At 69.0% G+C, this 18,581-nt stretch carries 17 protein-coding genes; 6 read left to right on the top strand and 11 right to left on the bottom strand.

From position 1 onward, the window contains the following. Positions 1-133: 133 nt before the first annotated feature. Positions 134-742, top strand: a complete 609-nt coding sequence (locus ACYR7D_RS24300; protein ID WP_459546836.1) for a lipocalin family protein — start codon at positions 134-136, stop codon at positions 740-742. Positions 743-842: 100 nt separating this feature from the next. Here ACYR7D_RS24300 and ACYR7D_RS24295 read toward each other — a convergent pair whose 3' ends face one another. Then, positions 843-1,253, bottom strand: a complete 411-nt coding sequence (locus ACYR7D_RS24295) for a PNPOx family protein (protein ID WP_459546835.1) — start codon at positions 1,251-1,253, stop codon at positions 843-845. A 119-nt stretch (positions 1,254-1,372) separates the two neighbouring features. On the opposite strand from ACYR7D_RS24295, the gene ACYR7D_RS24290 reads away from it, so the two are divergent. Continuing rightward, positions 1,373-1,798, top strand: a complete 426-nt coding sequence (locus ACYR7D_RS24290; RefSeq protein WP_459546834.1) for a nitroreductase family deazaflavin-dependent oxidoreductase — start codon at positions 1,373-1,375, stop codon at positions 1,796-1,798. A gap of 3 nt (positions 1,799-1,801) precedes the next feature. Here the strand turns inward: ACYR7D_RS24290 and ACYR7D_RS24285 are convergent, their stop codons facing one another. Genes ACYR7D_RS24285 through ACYR7D_RS24275 form a run of 3 tightly spaced genes read right to left on the bottom strand, consistent with a single transcriptional unit; the run spans position 1,802 to position 4,492 of the window. Continuing rightward, positions 1,802-2,584, bottom strand: coding sequence for a sterol desaturase family protein (locus tag ACYR7D_RS24285; RefSeq protein WP_459546833.1), 783 nt, complete (start codon positions 2,582-2,584; stop codon positions 1,802-1,804). After that, entirely contained in the window at positions 2,581-3,306 is a 726-nt protein-coding gene (locus ACYR7D_RS24280) for a FadR/GntR family transcriptional regulator (protein WP_459546832.1), read from the bottom strand. Before ACYR7D_RS24280 ends, ACYR7D_RS24285 begins: the two co-directional genes overlap by 4 nt. A gap of 58 nt (positions 3,307-3,364) precedes the next feature. Next, positions 3,365-4,492, bottom strand: a complete 1,128-nt coding sequence (locus tag ACYR7D_RS24275) for an NDMA-dependent alcohol dehydrogenase (protein WP_459550268.1) — start codon at positions 4,490-4,492, stop codon at positions 3,365-3,367. Between the two features lie 346 nt (positions 4,493-4,838). On the opposite strand from ACYR7D_RS24275, the gene ACYR7D_RS24270 reads away from it, so the two are divergent. Continuing rightward, positions 4,839-5,708 (top strand): oxygenase MpaB family protein, encoded by an 870-nt coding sequence (locus ACYR7D_RS24270; protein ID WP_459546831.1) that lies wholly within the window; start codon positions 4,839-4,841, stop codon positions 5,706-5,708. Here the strand turns inward: ACYR7D_RS24270 and cobG are convergent. Next, positions 5,699-6,889 carry a precorrin-3B synthase gene (cobG, locus tag ACYR7D_RS24265; RefSeq protein WP_459546830.1) on the bottom strand — a complete coding sequence of 397 codons (1,191 nt, stop codon included), beginning with the start codon at positions 6,887-6,889 and terminating at the stop codon, positions 5,699-5,701. The two genes, ACYR7D_RS24270 and cobG, sit on opposite strands and share 10 nt — an antisense overlap. A gap of 369 nt (positions 6,890-7,258) precedes the next feature. Here cobG and cobN point away from each other — a divergent pair, with 369 nt between their 5' ends. Further along, a complete protein-coding gene (gene cobN, locus ACYR7D_RS24260) occupies positions 7,259-10,891 on the top strand; it encodes a cobaltochelatase subunit CobN (RefSeq protein ID WP_459546829.1) in 3,633 nt (1,210 codons plus the stop codon). A 4-nt stretch (positions 10,892-10,895) separates the two neighbouring features. Here cobN and ACYR7D_RS24255 read toward each other — a convergent pair whose 3' ends face one another. From ACYR7D_RS24255 to ACYR7D_RS24245, 3 genes are all read right to left on the bottom strand, one after another. Beyond that, a complete protein-coding gene (locus tag ACYR7D_RS24255) occupies positions 10,896-11,387 on the bottom strand; it encodes a DUF4352 domain-containing protein (RefSeq protein ID WP_459546828.1) in 492 nt (163 codons plus the stop codon). A 232-nt stretch (positions 11,388-11,619) separates the two neighbouring features. Next, positions 11,620-12,390 (bottom strand): nucleotidyltransferase domain-containing protein, encoded by a 771-nt coding sequence (locus ACYR7D_RS24250; protein WP_459550267.1) that lies wholly within the window; start codon positions 12,388-12,390, stop codon positions 11,620-11,622. Further along, positions 12,381-13,178: a TetR/AcrR family transcriptional regulator gene (locus tag ACYR7D_RS24245; protein WP_459546827.1), complete on the bottom strand. Its 798-nt coding sequence runs from the start codon at positions 13,176-13,178 to the stop codon at positions 12,381-12,383. Before ACYR7D_RS24245 ends, ACYR7D_RS24250 begins: the two co-directional genes overlap by 10 nt. Positions 13,179-13,232: 54 nt before the next feature. Between ACYR7D_RS24245 and ACYR7D_RS24240 the strand changes: the two genes are divergently transcribed. Further along, positions 13,233-14,690, top strand: a complete 1,458-nt coding sequence (locus ACYR7D_RS24240) for an MFS transporter (RefSeq protein WP_459546826.1) — start codon at positions 13,233-13,235, stop codon at positions 14,688-14,690. Positions 14,691-14,811: 121 nt separating this feature from the next. Here the strand turns inward: ACYR7D_RS24240 and folE are convergent, their stop codons facing one another. Continuing rightward, positions 14,812-15,405 carry a GTP cyclohydrolase I FolE gene (folE, locus tag ACYR7D_RS24235; protein ID WP_459546825.1) on the bottom strand — a complete coding sequence of 198 codons (594 nt, stop codon included), beginning with the start codon at positions 15,403-15,405 and terminating at the stop codon, positions 14,812-14,814. A gap of 256 nt (positions 15,406-15,661) precedes the next feature. Between folE and ACYR7D_RS24230 the strand changes: the two genes are divergently transcribed. Beyond that, a complete protein-coding gene (locus ACYR7D_RS24230) occupies positions 15,662-16,360 on the top strand; it encodes a helix-turn-helix transcriptional regulator (protein WP_459546824.1) in 699 nt (232 codons plus the stop codon). 165 nt (positions 16,361-16,525) lie between these two features. Here ACYR7D_RS24230 and ACYR7D_RS24225 read toward each other — a convergent pair whose 3' ends face one another. Then, positions 16,526-16,879 (bottom strand): 4Fe-4S dicluster domain-containing protein, encoded by a 354-nt coding sequence (locus tag ACYR7D_RS24225; protein WP_459546823.1) that lies wholly within the window; start codon positions 16,877-16,879, stop codon positions 16,526-16,528. After that, on the bottom strand, positions 16,876-18,465 hold the full coding sequence (locus tag ACYR7D_RS24220) for an FAD-binding protein (protein ID WP_459546822.1): 1,590 nt from the start codon (positions 18,463-18,465) through the stop codon (positions 16,876-16,878). Before ACYR7D_RS24220 ends, ACYR7D_RS24225 begins: the two co-directional genes overlap by 4 nt. Positions 18,466-18,581 lie beyond the last annotated feature (116 nt).

Here is an 18,581-nt window from a genome sequence, read left to right as displayed (position 1 = left end):
TCATGAGCGTGCGGATCCACGGCATCCGTGTAGGGTCATGAGATGATCGACCCCGCCGAGTCCGGCGAGTTCGTGCTGGTGATTCGCTCGGATCTCGAGGTAGACCATGGATCACCGATCGCGAGGAGTCGTCATGACCATACATCGCGTAATCCGCCGTACGTTCTGTCTCGTCGCCGCCGTCGCCGGTCTCGGTGTGCTCGGTGCCGCCGGCGCCGGCGCCGAGCCGGGTGCCGGTCCGGCTCCCGTTCCCTTCCTGGACCTCGACAGGTATCTCGGTACGTGGAACCAGCTCGCCGCCGTCCCGCAACCGTACAATCTCGCCTGCGCCCGCGATACCCGAGCGGACTACACACGGGATCCGCAGGGGAACATCGCCGTGCGCAATCAGTGCACCACGTGGTCCGGAGGCCGTAACGAGGTACACGGCACCGCCGTGGTCAACGACCCGGTGACCCGGGCGCAGCTGCACGTGAGCTTTCGCGGGGTCCCCGGTCAGGACATGATCGACGGGCCCACCAACTACATCGTCACCGCCCTCGCCCCCGACTATTCGTGGGCTGTGGTCACCGATCCGAGCCGGCTCTCGGGTTTCGTCCTGGCCCGCGGGACCACACTGGACGCCCCGTCCTGGGACCAGGTGCGGGCGGCGATCGCCGCGGCGGGGCAGAGCTCGTGTATATATCTGACCTCGCCGGTCACCGGCGGGATCTCCGATATCGCACCGTTGTGTTTGCGGTGAACAGCGCCGTTCCGGCCGGGCCTGCGGCGTCGCTTCCGTCGTGGGCCCGGACCGGGTGGGTCGGTTCTTCCCCGTAAGCGTGGTCCGAGCGTGGCCGTCATCAGCGCCGGAGCACGGGAAGGCCGCCCGGAATATCGATTTCGAGCCCCACCGCCCGTCCGCCGTTCGGGCGGAAACCGCCGAGCAGGACGGTCAGTGCGAAGAGGCGGAATTTCATCCCGTACTTGGTGGTCATCGCCCGTTTCGCCGTCCACAGCCCGCCCGCGGACAGCACCTGCGCCGTGCCCGGGCACCATGGACCGGTGGGAGTTCCGTCGAAGGTGGAACGTGCGACCTCGACCCGAGGATCGGCGAGGACACGCCGGACCTTCCCCGAGCGGCCCGGTGTGTAGCCATACCACCGGCCGCCTGCCGACGCCAGCCGGATCGCGGTGGTGACCGGTGAGCCGTCCGCGCGAAAAGTACGCAGTGCGAAGAACTGGTCGCCGTCGGGATCGTCGGTGAACGCCATATTCCGTAGTGTGACAGCTTCCCGGCCGCGGTGGTCCGGCCGCGGCGGCACTTCCGGCCCACGCCACGCACGCCGGAAATGCCGCCGCGCGGACTCGGATCCGGGGCATAATGCCGCGTATGGCGGACGACTGGAACGATCGGATCATCACCGAATTCCGCGCGAACGAGGGCCGGGTGGGCGGGCCTTTCGAGGGGGCGCCGATCGTGCTGGTGCACCATCGGGGTCGCCGGTCCGGTCGTGAGTTCGTGACCCCCATGATGTACATGCCCGACGAACAGCATCCCGACGACCTGATCTACGTATTCGGCAGTAAAGCCGGGGCGCCGACCCATCCCGACTGGTACTACAACCTGACCGCGGCCGGGAAGGGCACGGTGGAGCGTGGGACGGGCTCCTATCCGGTGACGGTCGCGGAGGTGACCGGTGAGCGGCGCGACAGCATCTACGCCGAGCAGGCCCGCCGCTACCCCGGTTTCGCCGAGTACGAGGAGAAGACCCGCGGGATCCGCTCCATCCCGGTGCTGGAGCTGCGCCGCGCCTGAGCGTCAGGCGGCACTCGGCTCGTGCAGCGCTTTGGCGGTGGGCGAATTGGGCACTCGCGCGGGGTCGGGGTAGGTCCCGAGCAGCCGGTCGGCGGTCCCGGCGGTGGTGACGGCGAACCAGTAGTGCTCGTTCTTGAAATGGTGCAGGCGGTGGTTGCGCCGTATCGCGCGCAGGAGTGCGCCGCGCGGTTGGTAATCGGTATGCACCAGGTGGTGCGTCCATTCGTATCCGAGGCCGAGCGCGCCGACGGTGGCGAGGAAGGTCAGACCCGGGCCGGGGTGGCCGAAGGCCGGTAACGCGATCGCCGCGATCCCCAGGAGGGCCGGCAGCAGCCACAGGAAGGTCTGCCAGGGGATGAAGACCAGTTCGGTGCGGCGGGGATCGGCATGGTGCTCACGATGTTTCCGCGCCAGCAGGGAGTCGATCCGCCGGTGCCCGAGGGTGCGTGGCCGCCAGTGCAGGACGCAGACGTGGATCACCCATTCCACGAAGGGGAACGAGGCCACCATGAGCACCGGTATCAGCGCATCGCTCATCTGCCAGTCGCCCACCAGGATCCGCGCCGTGACGGCCGTGGCGAACAGAGTGGTGATCACCCAGGGGGAGGGGGCCCGGACGAAGGTCCGGAAGACATCGGCGAGACCGACCCGTGTACGCCGGGCGGTCCGTGCCTCCTCGTCGGCCAGGCGCCGGTGGGCGAGGCGGTCGATCTCGGAATCACGGGAGCGCTTCGCGCGCAGGGTGTTCCGCAGACGTGTGGTGAGTGCGAACTTCGGCGAATTCATGAGGGAGACTGCTCCAGACGAACCAGTAACGAATCGAATTCCCGGCCGGCCAGGGACAGCAGGGCATCGGCGCGGGTCCGGGCGGTATCCGCGTCGCCGGTGGTGACGGCCGCGGCGAGATCGCGGTAGCGATCCGCCCGGCCCACCTCGGTATCCATGACACCGGTGAGTGCCGCCATCGCGGGTTCGTACACCCCGCGCAATTGGTTGAACAGCAGGCGGTAGACGATCGAATCCGCGGCGTCGACGAGGTGATCCCAGAACACGAGTGCTTCGTGCTGCCGGGCCAGCGGATCCTGCTGGGCGGCCAGCGCCGTGACCGCGGCGGTGAGCTCCGGTTCGCGGGCGGCGCCGCCGCGCCGGGCGGCCAGCGCCGCCACTTCACGGCCCAGCGCGGCCCGGGTCTCCAGAATGCTGCGTACCACGGAATGGTCGAGCCGGCCCCCGCGCAGGATCAGGCGCGGCAGGAGTTCCAGGCCGCCCGAGCGATGCGGATCGCGCACCGTCGTACTACCGCCCTGGCGCACTTCCACCAGGCCGGCGCGCGCGAGCCGCTGTAGCGCCTCGCGCACGGTCGGGCGGGAGACCCCGAGCGCTTCGGCCAGTTGCCGTTCGGCGGGGAGGGTGGCGCCGGGCGCGAGTTCACCGGTGAGGACCTCGTCGACGAGCTGGTCGTAGATCTCATCCGGTACCGAGCGGCGGGCGATCCGTTTCAGGGCCATGGGTACGACGGTAGAGCCGCTGACGGTAAGAGGTCAAGTGGTCAGACCAATTATTCGTTCAGCGGTCCGCATCGGTATAGCGGATGACACCGCGGATATTGCGTCCGGCGAGCATGTCCTGGTAGCCCTCGTTGATATCTTCGAGCCGGTAGCGCCGGGTGACCATATCGTCCAGATTCAGCTTGCCCACCTGGTACATCGACAGCAGATGCGGGATGTCGTAGTGCGGGTTACCGCCGCCGAAGATGGTGCCCTGCAGGTTCTTCTGCAGTAGCGTCAGCATGGACAGGTTGAGGGTGGTGCTGTTGTCGGCGAGATTGCCCATGGCGGTGAGTACGCAGGTGCCGGCCTTGGCGGTGATTCCCATCCAGCTGTCGACATCCTCGCCGTGGACCGCGCCCACCGTGACGATGACCTTCTTGGCCATTCCGCCCCAGGTGATCTCGGCGCAGGCGGCGGTCGCCTCCTCGATGGTGGCGTAGGCGTGGGTGGCGCCGAATTTCAACGCCTGCTCGCGTTTCCACGGCACGGGATCGACCGCGAAGATGAACCGGGCGCCCGCGTGTGCGGCACCCTGCAGGGCGGAGATGCCCACCCCGCCCAGGCCGATGATCGCGACGTCCTCGCCGGGGCGGATATCGGCGGTGCGCACGGCCGAACCGTATCCGGTGGTGACCCCGCAGCCGACCAGGCAGGCCACCTCGAACGGGATGGCCGGATCGATCTTCACCACCGAACTCTGGTGTACCACCATGTACGGGGAGAAGGTGCCCAGCAGGGCCATCGGGTAGACGTCCTGTCCGCGGGCCCGGATCCGGAACGAACCGTCGGTCACCGAGGTACCGGCGAGCAGCAGCGCCCCGAGATCGCACAGATTGCGCAGTCCGGCCTGGCACGACGGACATTTCCCGCACGATGGGATGAACGACAACACCACGTGGTCGCCGACCGCGAGATCCTCCACGCCCGCGCCGACCTCGATGACGACGCCGGCGCCCTCATGGCCGCCGAGGACCGGGAATCCCATCATCGGGATTCCACCGGTCACCAGATGGTGGTCGGAATGGCACATTCCCGCCGCTTCGAGCTGGATCTTCACCTCATGCTTACGCGGATCGCCGATTTCGATTTCCTCGATCGCCCACGGCTGATCGAATTCCCAGATGAGAGCGCCTTTGGTCTTCATCGGTGTACTCACTTCCGTACTAGCGTCCCGGGTTCGGCGTCCGGCCGGGCGCCGGGGCCCGGGCTTGATGAACAGGTGTTTGGACATCCGTCCGGACGACGATACGACAGTGTAGCCGTGCGAGGGGGTATCGGAGGCGAGAAGCGACTGTGTGAGCGTGGCGTGGAAAGGCTCGACCGCTCCCGGCGGAGTGGAGATCCTCGCCGCGCGGGCGGCCGCGAGATCGCGTCCGTGATACCGGCTTCCCGCCGGGAGTGTTCTGCGCAACCCGGCGTTCCGAGAAATTGAGATATTGAAGTAGCATTCGTCTCAAGATTTCAACCCGGGTAGACATGGAGGTCGGATCGTGGGTGCTCCGAATACCGCCGACACGCCCGCCCCGGTGGGCGCGCCGATCGGCCCAGGGTCATTGACCTGGAAATACGCCGGTGACTTCCGGAACATGCTGTTCCTCGGGCGCACCGGCATCCTGCAGAACATGCACCCCGCCGTCGGCGCGGCCCTGCAGGACCACTCGAACTTCTTCGACGATCCGTGGGACCGCCTGATCCGCTCCCTGCCGCAGATCCAGGGCATGATCTACGACGCCGACAACGAGGCGCAGGCCGCGCGGGTGCGCGATTACCACCGCCCGTTGAAAGGCACCGATTCCCGCGGCGAGCGCTACCACGCGCTCAACCCCGACGTGTACTGGTGGACCCACGCCACTTTCGTGGAACTGACCATCGCCATCAACGAATATTTCGGAACCCCGCTCACCGCGGCCGAAAAGGATCAGCTGATCGCCGAGGGCGTCACCTGGTGGCGGATGTACGGGCTATCGGACCGGGTACTGGTCTCGAACTACGCGGAGTTCGAGGAATACTGGAACCGCACCATCGACGAGGTCCTCGAAGCCAATGCCACCACCGATTTCGCGTTGCGGCTCGGCCGCCACCGGGTTCCGGCGCTGCCGGGTATTCCGGAACCGGTGTGGTCGGTGATCTGGCGGCCGGTCATGGCGTTCAATGTGTGGCTGGCCAACGCGCTCATGCCCGAGCGGGCCCGGGAGATCCTCGGCCTGCGCTGGACCGCGGTCGACCAGAAGCTGTTCGGGGTTTTCGCGGCGACGGTGCGCACCGTCTGGCCGCTGCTACCGGAGCGGATGCGCTACGCGCCGCGCGCCTACGCGGGTATCGACCGGGTGCGGTCGGCCCGGCCGCCTGTTCACGCCTGAGCTCCGGGAGGCGTCACCCGGTAACCGTCCGGTCCGGCGGTGACCTCGGTGACCGGCACCGCAGGGCGTCCGCAACGCCGGTGGCAGCCCGACCAGTGCTGCCGGCCGGTGGTGACCACCTCCGCCGCGGCGATCACGGCGTCCGGCCCACCGGCGGCCGCGGCGGCGGTGCGGCCGGATTCCACCGCGGCGGCGGCATCGGCACGGACATCGGTATGGGATCGGGCGCAACCCGGCCGCCCCGCGCAGACGGTGACCTGTAGCCACGGTGAGGCCGCGTCGAAGATCAGGCCCATCGGCGCCAGCACCCGGACCACCTGTTCGGCCGGCCATTCTTCGAGATCGGCGACGACCAGGCTGCGCCACGGAGTGAGCAGCACGGGACGTCCGGCCGCGGCGAGGAATTCGGCCGTGCGGGCCGGTAACGACCCCAGGCGTACCCCGGCGCCGAGCGCGACCAGCCCGTCGTCCTGCGGGAGCCAGCCGATCGGGGGATCGGCGGTATCGGCGAACCGCAGACGTTCGGTACCGGGAGACAGTCCCAGCCATTCGGTCAGGCGGACGGTGCCATCGGCCACCTCGTGCAGCCGCCAGTGACCGGCACCGATCTCCCGGAAGCCGTGCGCGGCGGCCACCAGCACATCCACCACCTCGGCGGTGGTCACCCGGATACCGCTGTCCGCGCCGGCCAGCAGCAAGGCGAACCGGTCCGCATCGAGTGCGTGCACCCCGATATCGGGACGCAGTGCGCTCATATCGCCGCGGCCGTCGTCGAGAGCGAACAGCAGCCGTCCCGGCAACTCGGCCAGCAGCGGTGAGTCGAGCAGGCGGGCGTCGAGGGCGGGAACCAGGGGACGGATATCCGGATACGGTCCGCTGCGGCCCGAGAGAGGGGAGGCGACGATATTGCGGACCCGCTCATGGGTCCGGCTCGGTAGCAGACCGGCGCCGGCCAGGTGTTCGCCGAGCGTCACCGCATCGCGTACCCGGCGCAACTGCACATTGCCGCGCGAGGTCAGTTCGATATTCCCGTCGCCGAGCTCGGCGGCCGCCTCGGCCAGCACCTGGAGCTGCGCCGCGGTGAGCGCGCCACCCGGAACCCGCACTCGTGCCAGCGGGCCGTCGGCGGCTTCGTGCAGCCGCAGGACACCGGGGCAGGAATCGGGATCGGTACGCACCATGATCCGGCCAGTTTACGGGCGTACCGAACCGCGCGAACCGCTGCCTTCGCGCAGGCACCGCCCGGAAGCGAGCGCCGTCGAGCGTCTTCGCCCCGGAACCGGTCGCGCCGTCGGCTCCCGCCGGGCCGTGCCCCCGGGGGCCGGGATGAGATGAGGTGGGCAGGGTGCGCGCGGCACCGGCTCCCCGACGGAGACGCGCACGGTCCCGGAATGCGGGCTTCCTCCCGGCGCGCGGTAGCATCCGGGGGCTCGGCGGGTGACGAGGAAACCGGTGGGATTCCGGTGCGGTCGCGCCACTGACACAGCCAGACCCTCTCCGGCGAGCACATCGAACCCCGACGGGCGCGTCACCCCAGGAAGGTCACCGTTGTGATTCTGCTGCTGTCCACCTCCGACACCGATCTGTTGAGCGCGCGCGCCAGCGGCGCCGCCTACCGGTGGGCCAATCCGGCCCGGCTGCTGGTGGAAGACCTGCCCGGCCTGCTCGCGGACGCCGATCTGGTGATCGTGCGGATCCTCGGCGGCAAACGCGCCTGGGAGGACGGGCTGGCCGCCGTGCGGGCGAGTGGGGTGCCGGTGGTGGCGGTGGGTGGCGAGATGGCGCCCGACGCCGAACTCATGGAGTGCTCGACCGTGCCGGTAGGGGTGGCCGCCGACGCGCACAACTACCTCGCGGCCGGTGGCCCGCGGAATCTGCGCCAGCTGTACAACTTCCTGTCCGATACGGTGCTGCTGACCGGGCACGGTTTCGAACCGCCGGTGCAGCTGCCGAGCTGGGGGCGCCTCGAGCGGGTGGCCCGGGATCCGGAACCGGTGGCCGGGAAACCGACCGTGGGTGTCGTCTACTACCGGGCGCAGCATCTGGCCGGGAACACCGGTTATATCGACGCCCTGTGCGGTGCGATCGAGGACGCCGGCGCGGTACCGCTGCCGGTGTACTGCGCCTCGTTGCGCACCGCCGAACCGGAGCTGCTCGCCACCTTGGGGCAGGCCGACGCGCTGATTGTCACCGTACTGGCCGCCGGCGGTAGCAAACCGGCGCTCGCCTCGGCCGGTGGCGACGACGAGGCCTGGGATATCGGCGCCCTCGGCGAACTGGATGTGCCGATCCTGCAGGGACTGTGCCTCACCAGCGGGCGCGCCCAATGGGAGGCCAACGATGACGGGCTGTCCCCGCTGGATGTGGCGACCCAGGTCGCGGTGCCGGAATTCGACGGGCGGCTCATCACCGTGCCGTTCTCCTTCAAGGAGTTCGACGAGGACGGTCTGTCCACCTACGTACCCGATCCGGAGCGCGCGGCCCGGGTGGCCGGTATCGCGGTCCGGTATGCCCGGCTGCGGCATATCCCGGCCGAGCGCAAGCGGTTGGCGATCATGCTGTCGGCGTACCCGACCAAGCACGCCCGGATCGGTAACGCGGTCGGGCTGGACACCCCGGCCAGCGCGATCGAGCTGTTGAGCGAACTGCGAAGTGCCGGTTACGATCTCGGCGCCGCGGGGGAGGTTCCCGGTCTCGCGGAGCGAGACGGTGATGCCCTGATCCATGCCCTCATCGCGGCCGGTGGCCAGGACCCGGACTGGCTCACCGCCGAACAGCTGGAAGGTAATCCGATCCGGATCGGCGCGGACGTGTACACCGCCTGGTTCGACACCCTGCCCGCCCGGCTCCGCGACGCTGTCGTCGAGGCGTGGGGACCGCCGCCCGGTGAACTCTACGTCGACCGTTCGTCCGACGCGCGCGGCGAAATCGTCATCGCCGCACTGCGCTTCGGCAATATCGTGCTGATGGTGCAGCCGCCGCGCGGTTTCGGTGAGAACCCGGTGGCCATCTACCACGACCCCGACCTCCCGCCCAGCCACCACTACCTCGCCGCCTACCGCTGGCTGGCCGCCGACCCCGCGGCCGGTGGGTTCGGCGCCGATGCGATGGTGCATCTCGGCAAACACGGCAACCTGGAGTGGTTGCCCGGTAAGACACTCGGTATGTCGGCCGCCTGCGGTACCGACGCGGCCCTCGGCGATCTGCCGCTGATCTACCCCTTCCTGGTGAACGATCCCGGAGAGGGCACCCAGGCCAAACGCCGGGCCCATGCCACGCTGGTGGATCATCTGATCCCGCCGATGGCACGGGCGGAGAGCTACGGCGATATCTCCCGCCTCGAGCAGTTGCTGGACGAGCACGCGAACATCTCGGCGCTCGATCCGGCCAAACTGCCCGCGATCCGCCAGCAGATCTGGACCCTCATGCGCGCGGCGAAGATGGATCACGATCTGGGGCTGGCCGAACGCCCGGACGAGGAAACCTTCGACGATATGCTGCTGCACGTCGACGGCTGGTTGTGCGAGATCAAGGATGTACAGATCCGCGACGGCCTGCACGTGCTCGGTCGCGCGCCGGCGGGGGAGAGCGAGGTCGATCTCGTGCTCGCCATGCTGCGGGCGCGGCAGCTGTGGGGCGGAGAGCTGTCGGTGCCCGGATTGCGGGAGGCGCTGGGCCTGCGCGAATCCGGTGACGAGGCCCGGGAGCGGGTGGATGCCGTGGAGTCGCGGGCCCGGGAGTTGCTCGTCGCGCTCCAGGCCGCCGGGTGGGCGCCGGATGCCGTGGACGGGCTCGTCGATCGTTTCGCCGCGCGGCTGTTCGGCGATGCGGGTGGTGACCGTGCCGCTGTGACGGCGGTGCTGCGTTTCGCCGCCACCGAAGTGGTTCCCCGGCTGCGCGGAACCACCGTGGAGATCGAGCGGGTACTGCACGCGTTGAACGGCGGTTTCGTCCCGGCCGGCCCCAGCGGTTCCCCGCTGCGCGGTCTGATCAATGTGCTGCCCACCGGACGTAACTTCTATTCGGTGGACCCGAAGGCGGTGCCGTCGCGACTGGCCTGGGAGACCGGCCAGGCCATGGCGGAATCGCTGCTCGACCGCTATCGGGCCGATCACGGCGAATACCCGCGGTCGGTGGGGCTCTCGGTATGGGGTACCTCGGCCATGCGCACCTCCGGCGACGATATCGCCGAGGTGCTGGCGCTGCTCGGGGTACGTCCGGTCTGGGACGAGGCCAGTCGCCGCGTCACCACGCTCGAGGTGATCGACCTCGCGGAACTGGGCCGCCCGCGTATCGATGTCACCGTGCGGATCAGCGGTTTCTTCCGGGATGCCTTCCCGCATGTGCTGGCGCTGCTCGACGATGCCGTACGCCTGGTGGCCGCGCTGGACGAACCCGCCGAATCCAATTACGTGCGCGCTCATACGATCGGCGATCTCGCCGAGCACGGTGACGAACGCCGTGCCACCACGCGTATCTTCGGCTCGAAACCGGGGACCTACGGGGCCGGACTGCTCCAGCTGATCGATTCCAAGAGCTGGCGCACCGACGACGATCTCGCCGAGGTGTACACCACCTGGGGTGGTTACGCCTACGGCCGTGATCTCGACGGCGCACCCGCGTCCGAGGATATGCGCACCGCGTACCGCCGGATCGCGGTAGCGGCCAAGAACACCGATACCCGCGAACACGATATCGCCGACTCCGACGACTACTTCCAGTACCACGGTGGCATGGTCGCCACGGTGCGAGCGCTGACCGGTAAGAACCCCGAGGCCTATATCGGCGACAGCACCCGTCCGGATTCGGTACGTACCCGCACCCTCTCCGAGGAGACCACCCGGGTCTTCCGGGCCCGGGTGGTGAACCCCCGCTGGCTCGAGGCCATGCGCCGGCACGGCTACAAGGGTGCCTTCGAGATGGCGGCCACGGTGGACTACCTGTTCGGGTACGACGCCACCACGGATGTGATCGCCGACTGGATGTACGAGAAACTCGCCGACAGCTACGTATTCGACGAGACGAACCGCAAGTTCATGGAGCAGTCCAATCCGTGGGCGTTGCACGGTATCGCCGAACGACTGCTCGAGGCCGCCGAGCGCAAGATGTGGGCCGAACCCGACACCGAGACGCTGGACCGGCTGCGGCAGGTGTACCTGGAGACCGAAGGCGAGCTCGAGTAGGAGCTCACAACGTCCACGCCCCGTGTACGACGTCGTCGGCGGTGGCGAAGACGATCTCCTGCGGGCGCTGGTCCTCGGGGACGCCGAAGGCGAGGAGCCCGGTATGCGGCCGGCCCGGTTCGACGAATCCGGACGGGCATTCCCCGGGCACCCGGGTGAGCGGGTAGATCACATCGCCGTCGGCCGTCACCAGGCGCAGGTCCAGGGTCGGGATGAGGTACGGGGTTCCCGTGCGCTGTTCGGCGGTGAGTTCGTAGACCAGGTTCTGCCGGCCGTCGGTGCTCGGCGGCACGGTGGCGTCGGTGGCCCGGACGGTGACGGCCATATCCCCACCGCTGTGGACCTGGATCGTGGTGCCCAGCGGTCCGGCGGCGAGCGCCCTTTCGGAGATCACCGCTTCCGGCGGTAGGGGGGTGGGTTCGGCCGGGGCGGTAGCGGGGAATGCGACGAGGGCCGGGAGAACGACCGCGCAGGCGGTGGCAATGGTCCGTTTCATGGTGGGTCCTTCGAGAGTTATCGGCCACCGGGTGCGGGTCTGCTCCCGGTGCGACCGGAAAATCGGCGGCCGACGTGGTCGGCATGTGCTGGTAACGCTCGGTTCGAACAACCACGGGTCCGTCGATGGGGCCGCGGCCACCCGCGAGCCTAGAACCGGCCCGTGTGGGCGCCGCACCCGGAGGGTGGTTCGTATCGGTTCCGTGATCCTCGATCTTGGCGAGACGAATCCGTTATCCGCCACCGTGCCCGTTGTCCGCGGCCTCGAACAACCGCCGAGCCGCCTCGATTCCTCGCGTGAGCGCGCCCGGGTCGGGGGTCAGCCGGGTCGTGATCGTATCGATCTCCCGCAGTCCCGCCCGCTCCAGCAGCCGCTTCTCGTTGGTGACCCATTCGCCGCGGGCGGCCAGGATCGCGTGCGCGGTCTGCATCGCCGCGGTGGCCAGGGCTCCCGCGGTCTCGGTGACCTTGCCGTGGGGTGCGTAGGCGGTGCGGGCGTAGCGCAGGGTCAGCGCGGCCTGGTTCCGCCAGATCGGCGGCGCCGTCTCCCGCATGATTTCGGGAAATCGGGGGCGTGGCAGCGCTCCGCGCAATACCTGGGCCGCGGCGAGTTCGCCCACCACCAGATAGCTCGGGATCCCGGCCAGATGGAAGGCCAGGGGCTCCCAGCGGAACCGTCCCGCCTCGGCTTCCGCGCGTTCGTGTTCGATCACGGTCAGGTCGCGGTAGTGCACATCGACCGCCCGGTTCTCGATCGTGAGCCAGGCCCCGCCGTTGAACACCCCGCCCCAGGCGCCGAGCTCGGAGACCTCTCCGGTCCAGCCGAGGGCGCGTAGGCCGGCCGGGTCGAACCGGTCGCGGTAGTAGAGCGCGAAATCCCAGTCGCTGTCCGGGCCGTGCGTGCCCAGGGCGCGTGAACCGCCCAGGGCGACGGCCACCACCCCGGGCAGGGCGGCGAGCCGGTCGGCGACGAACGCGAGGAATTCGCCGTCGGTCATACGAATCTCCCGGGGGAGTCGAAACGTTCGCGGTCAGTGGTGCTCGGTTCGCGGTGGGCCGCGTCTCCGGTCGCCGGGCCTACGGTACCGGCCGCCTGGGCGCGGAGTCGCGCCTCCAATCCGTCGAGCACGCACAGCAGGCCGAAATCGAAGCCCATCGCATTGTCCACCGTATGGCCCTCGGACATCATGGCCTGGTAATCGGCGAGTATCTCGGGGTAGGCGGCGGCCGCTCTGCCGACCGCTTCGGCCACGCTCGCCGGGTCGGTGCCGCCGCCGTGGGACTTCTCCAGGGCGATCACCGGAATCACCTGACCGAGGACGAAGTTCGTGATCGTACCGCTGGCGAGGTAGACGTCGACGCGCTGGAAACCGGCCGCGGTGAATGCCCGGCGCAGCCGGTCGCTGAGCCGGAAGAACTGCGGTCCGATACTCGGTACCCGGCCGACCAGCGAGGCCGACCACGGGTGGGCCAGGAGTACGCCGCGCAGGTTGTAGGCGTAGGTGGTGAGAAGCCGGCGCAGGGTGGTGGCCTGTTCCAGTCCGGCATCGTCCACCTGGCCCCAGATCTCGTCGAGGACGAGCTCGAGCAGTTCGTTCTTGTTCGCGACGTGCCAGTACAGGCTGGTGGCGCCGGCGCCGAGCTCCGCGCCGAGTTTGCGCATGCTCAGCGCCTCCAGACCTTTTTTGTCCAGGAGCGTCACCGCGGCCCGCACGATCTGTTCCCGGCTCAGGCCCGAGGTCTTGGGGCGGCGGGGTTCGCGGAGCCATACGGAACTGAACTGGTTGGTCACAGTGAGATCTTATCTTCGCTCGCACACTGTGCGATTAGATCGTACAGTGTGCGAATGAAATCGAACACTGTACGAGACGGGCGCCGGTGGTTGATCCTCGCGGCGCTCTGCCTCGCCTTGCTGGTGCTGATGATCGACAGCACCGTCCTGAACATCGCCATCCCGTCGCTGATCCGCGAACTGGACGCGACCCCCTCGGATATCCAGTGGATCCTGGATTCCTACGTGCTGGTCTTCGCCGGGTTACTGCTCACCGCGGGCAGCCTCTCGGACCGGTTCGGCCGGCGCCGCATGCTGGTCCTCGGACTGGTCGTCCTGGGAGCCGGGTCGCTGGCCGCGGTACTGGCCGCCCAGCCGTGGCAGCTCGTCGCCGCCCGCGCGGTCATGGGGGTGGGCGGCGCGCTGCTGATGCCGTCGACACTGTCGATCCTGATGACCACCTTCGACGAATCCGAACGCAGGATGGCGCTGGCGGCCTGGTCCAGCGTATCCATCCTGGGTATCGTCGCCGGGCCGGTGCTCGGTGGTCTGCTGCTCCAGCACTACTGGTGGGGATCGGTCTTCCTGTTGAACATTCCGGTGGCGCTGCTGGCCATCGTCGCGGCGCTGGTCCTCATGCCCGAGACCACCGGTGAACAGCGGCCGATAGATCTGCCGGGTGTACTGCTGTCCGTGCTCGCGCTGAGCTCGGCCGTCTACCTGATCATCGAACGGGAATGGAACCCCGTCGCGTCGGTCCTGGCCCTGGGCGCGGCCGCCGCCTTCGTGATGTGGGAGCGGCGGCAGGAGCACCCCATGCTGCCGCTGGGGCTGTTCGCCAACCGCGATTTCACCGGAACCTGCGCCACCGTTCTGCTGATGGTGTTCGGTATGGGCGCGGTCATGCTGATGCTCACCCAGTACCTGCAGTTCGTCCTCGGCTACGGCCCCATGAAGGCCGGGCTGGCGTTGCTGCCCTATGCCCTGGCCGGGGCGGTGTGCAACGGTCTCGGCGCCACCCTGGGCAAGAACCTGGCCAACCGGACCCTCATCGTCACCGGGCTCACGGTGATGGCCGCTGCCTTCGCGGTCCTGGCGGTGGGCAGCGGGTATGTATGGGTTTTGGTGAGCATGCTGGTGATGGGTATCGGTGGCGGTCTGGCCGGGCCGAGCGCCTACACCGCGATCATGAACGCCATCCCCCTGCGGCATGCCGGTGTCGGCTCCGCGCTGAACGATACGTTGCAGCAGGTCGGGATGGCCCTGAGTATCGCGATCCTGGGCAGTGTGCTGGCCGGCGTGTTCACCTCGAACATGCCCGCGGCGGCTCCCGCGGCGGCGCGCGAATCCATCGGCGCGGCCTTCGAACTCGGTTATCCGGAGGAGGCGAGAACGGCGTTCACCGAGGCGGTGTCGGTCGGGGCCTGGGTGAGCGCGGGATTCTGCCTGGCGGCCGCGGTGCTGGGGCTGCTCCTCCTGCGCGCCCGCCCGGCGCCGAGCGAGCGGGCTCGGCCCGTCGGCGCGGCGGCCTGAGCCCCGCAATCGTGACGCGCGTTCCGTCCGGTGCGGTCCGGCGGTGATCGGCCGATGCCGGCCATCCGAACATCCGGGCGGCCGGCATCGGCCTGCGCTCCTGGGTGCGGCGGTGCCGGGTTCAGGGAGCGAGGCCGGTGAGGGAGAAGAATTCCTGACGAGACCGGGCGTCTTCGCGCAGGGTGCCGAGCAGGGTGGAGGTGACGGTGGTGGTACCGACAGCCTGGACACCTCGCAGGGTCATGCAGGTGTGTTCGGCCTCGATCACCACGCCGACCCCGCGGGGGTCGAGTTGTTCGGTGAGCCAGTCGGCGATCTGTTTGGTCAGCCGCTCCTGGACCTGGGGGCGCCGGGAGAAATGTTCGACGATGCGGGCCAGTTTGGACAGCCCGAGGATACGGTCGCCCGGCAGGTAGCCGACGTGGGCGACACCGACGAAGGGCAGCAGGTGGTGTTCGCATACCGACCGCAGGGGGATGCGGCGGGCGAGGACGAGTTCGTCGTAGCCCTCCTCGTTGGGGAAGGTGGTCAGGTCGAAGGCGCGTGGCGTGAACAGTTCGGCGTAGGCGCGGGCCATTCGCCGGGGCGTGGCCTGGAGATGGTCGCCGGCGAGGTCGACGCCCAGGGCGGCGAGGAAGGTGCGGGCAGCGTTCTCGGCGATGGTCAGGTCGATCGCGCCGGTGTCGTGGACGACGTGCAGGGCGGGCTGGGTCATGAATCGGCTCCCGCCGACGCCGAGAGCGGTGAGCAGGACCGGCGCGCCGATCGCGAGCGGCCACTGCGCACCCCGAGCCGTCGCCGCGCTGACCGGGCGCTTGATCTGTCGTATGTCATCACTCGTGACACCCCTCGGTTCCGGGCCGCTATTTCACTAATAAATATTGGCGTAATTAGGTGCGGGGGTCAAGAGGTGCTGATCGGAGCTGTACCCGGTCATTTACGACCGATACGATCGGCGCTATTGTGGATCGGTGACCAGTGAAGCCGATATCGGCGCCGTCGCCGCGCTCGACGATGAACTGCGCCGGGCCATGTACGGGCTGATCCGCGCAGCCCAACGTCCTGTCACCCGCGACGAAGCGGCCGAACACGCCGGCATCTCACGCAAACTCGCCGCGTTCCACCTCGACAAACTCGTTTCCGCCGGCCTGCTCGTCGCCCGCTATGAACACATCGGCGGAATTCGGCGGGTCGGCCGGGCACCGAAGGTCTACGAGCCCGCCGACATCGAGGTACGGGTCACTATCCCCGAGCGGCGCCACGAGGTCCTGGCCGAAATTCTGCTGAACGCCGTACTCACCGAAAGCGGTGAGGAAACCGCGCGCGACGCGACGCTGCGCGTCGCCGCTGATCGAGGCCTCGATACCGGGCGTGAACTGCGAGAACGGTTGCGCCCCGGTCGGCTCGGCGCTGAACGTGCCCTCACTCTGCTGCACACCGTGCTCGGCGAACAAGGCTTCGAACCCACCAGAACCGCACCGGCATGCCTGCGGCTGCGCAACTGCCCGTTCCATCCCCTCGCCGCCCGCGCGCCGGATCTGGTGTGCGCGCTCAACCACACCTACCTCACCGGACTGATTCGAGGACTCCGAGCCGAAACCATCCGGGCCGACCTCGCCCCGGCCGCCGGCGAATGCTGCGTCGAGCTCCACGCCCGACCCGATACCTGACCACCGGCCACCACGAGACCGCGCCGGTGCCCCGGCCGGGAAGCTGTTCCGGCGCTACGGCCGGCCCGGTGCCCACCCTTGGCCACTGCGGCCGGTCGACCACCGAGCTCCGGGCCGTGCCCCGGCCACGGGGCAGGCCCCGGGACGATCACCCGGGACCCGCCGTCAGCTGGTGAGCGGCGGCCCCTCGGGCCGGAGGGCCGGGCCGATGGCGGTGAGCGAGCCGGGTTTGCGGCCTTTGCCCCAGCCGATCTGCGCGCGGTAGCTGCCGAGCAGGCCGCGCCGGATCAGGTCCGGCTGGTCCACCGCGGAGGAGGATTCGGGCTCGGGTGTCGTTCGAGGGGAGACGTACAGGGCGTCGGCGGGGCAGTTGGCCTCGCACTGGAAGCAGGTCTGGCAGTCGCTGTGCCGGCTGATCACCGGAATACCGTCGGCGCCGCGGTCGAAGACGTTCGTCGGGCAGACGGCGATACATTTATCGCAGGTTGTGCACCGCTGCGCGGAAACCAATTCGATCACGACGCCACCTCCGCCGCTACTGCCACCCGTTCCGGGCGGACCCGGATCCGGTCGAGTCCGGAGGTTATCAGCCGATGGTGCTGATCCGGATCCTGGTCGGGAAAGTCGAGACGTTTGGCCATACCGCGGGTTTCGGTGCGGGCGAGCGCCGTGCGGTACATCCAGCGGGCGTGGGCGGTCATGGCCGCGGCCTGCCGGGTGCGGATCCGCTGTTCCCCGTCGCCGCCCAGGGATTCGCGCAGTTCGCTCCAGGTGCTGTCCAAGGCGGTGAGGGATTCGGCGAGCACGCGGCCGTGCCGCAGATAGTTCTTGTCGTAGGGCAGTACCTCACGCTGTACGGCGGCGACCACCTCCCGCGGCTCGAGCGATGCGCAGCTCCCCGCCGGCCGGGCCCCCGCCTCCCCGATACCGCGTACCCGGCGCTCGGTGGCGCCGGCACCGAGCGCGAGGGCGTAACGCGCCGCGCCGCCCCCCGCCCAGGTACCCGAGGAAATCGCCCAGGCCGCGTTATGGCTGCCGCCGCCGGTGAAACCGCCGCAGATCGGTTCCCGGGTGGCGGCATCACCCGCGGCGTAGAGCCCCGGCACGGTGGTCGCGCAGTCGTCGGTGGCCAGCCGGATACCGCCGGTACCGCGTACGGTTCCCTCCGCGATCAGGGTGATCGCGAAGGTATCGGTGAAGGGGTCGATACCGAGGCGGTCGAAGGTGAGGAAGAAGTTCGGCTGAGCCCGGCGCATCGCCGCGCGGGCGGGCTCGTCGGCCCGGTCGAGCCGGCACAGAACCCGGTCCCGCAGTAGTTCCGCGGCGATGGGTGAGCGGTTGCGGCTGCTCGCGCCCTCCAGCACACTGCCGTCGGAGCGATAGAAGGTGGCGAAATGGTAGAACGCCGTTTTGGTCACCGAGGTGCCCTCCGGCGCGATGCCGTAGGCGTTCGAGAACTCCATTCCGGAGAGTTCGGCCCCGGCTTCGACGGCGAACAGCGCGCCGTCGCCGGTGTTCACATCACAACCCAGCGCTTTGGACTGGAAGGCGCAGCCGCCCGTCGCCAGGACGACTGCCCCGGCGCGGACCCGGTAGTCCTGCCCGGCCTGCCGCTGGTGACCCACCGCACCCGCGACCGCCCCCTCCGCGTCCACCAGCAATTCGGTGACCGGACTGTGGTCGAGGATACGTACTCCGGCCCGGCGCACCAGAATGCGCATACGCCGCATGTACTCCGGACCCTGGAGCCCGTTGCGTAGTTGCCTGCCGTCCGGGCCCACGGGAAAAGGGAAGCGGGCCACCTCGGCGAGTTCGTCGAGCCGCGCGTAGGTCTCGTCCAGTACACGGGTGGCCCAGCGCCGGTCGGCGAGATATCCGCCCAGACTCTCCCGGCTCGCCAGAGCGGCCTCCCGTTCGATCGGATCGGGTGGGACGTACCAGACTCCGGTGCCCGCGGCCGCGGTGGCGCCGCTGGTACCGCAGTAGCCTTTGTCGGCGAGGACCACTCGCGCCCCGTCCCGTGCCGCGCGCAGGGCGGCCCAGGTGGCCGCGGGACCGCCGCCGACCACGAGAACGTCGGCGCTCATATCGATTGTCTCGCTCATTCGAACCCCTCGATCCGTGCGCTGCGGTCTATCGGCCGCCGGGACGAATACCAGGCTGCCCGAGCCCGTGGTGGCGGGACAACGATTGGAATCGCCGGTAGCGCAAACCTCGCCGG

This window comes from Nocardia sp. X0981, from assembly GCF_977089955.1.
Note: the sequence above shows the minus strand (reverse complement) of the source record. Positions and strands in the feature narration are given on the sequence as shown.

Bases quoted from the DNA above. Each gene is read 5' to 3' on its own strand.
- ACYR7D_RS24300 (WP_459546836.1), top strand. From the start codon at position 134: ATGACCATACATCGCGTAATCCGCCGTACGTTCTGTCTCGTCGCCGCC.
- ACYR7D_RS24295 (WP_459546835.1), bottom strand. From the start codon at position 1,253: ATGGCGTTCACCGACGATCCCGACGGCGACCAGTTCTTCGCACTGCGT.
- ACYR7D_RS24290 (WP_459546834.1), top strand. From the start codon at position 1,373: ATGGCGGACGACTGGAACGATCGGATCATCACCGAATTCCGCGCGAAC.
- ACYR7D_RS24285 (WP_459546833.1), bottom strand. From the start codon at position 2,584: ATGAATTCGCCGAAGTTCGCACTCACCACACGTCTGCGGAACACCCTG.
- ACYR7D_RS24280 (WP_459546832.1), bottom strand. From the start codon at position 3,306: ATGGCCCTGAAACGGATCGCCCGCCGCTCGGTACCGGATGAGATCTAC.
- ACYR7D_RS24275 (WP_459550268.1), bottom strand. From the start codon at position 4,492: ATGAAGACCAAAGGCGCTCTCATCTGGGAATTCGATCAGCCGTGGGCG.
- cobG (WP_459546830.1), bottom strand. From the start codon at position 6,889: ATGGTGCGTACCGATCCCGATTCCTGCCCCGGTGTCCTGCGGCTGCAC.
- ACYR7D_RS24255 (WP_459546828.1), bottom strand. From the start codon at position 11,387: ATGAAACGGACCATTGCCACCGCCTGCGCGGTCGTTCTCCCGGCCCTC.
- ACYR7D_RS24240 (WP_459546826.1), top strand. From the start codon at position 13,233: ATGAAATCGAACACTGTACGAGACGGGCGCCGGTGGTTGATCCTCGCG.
- folE (WP_459546825.1), bottom strand. From the start codon at position 15,405: ATGACCCAGCCCGCCCTGCACGTCGTCCACGACACCGGCGCGATCGAC.
- ACYR7D_RS24220 (WP_459546822.1), bottom strand. From the start codon at position 18,465: ATGAGCGAGACAATCGATATGAGCGCCGACGTTCTCGTGGTCGGCGGC.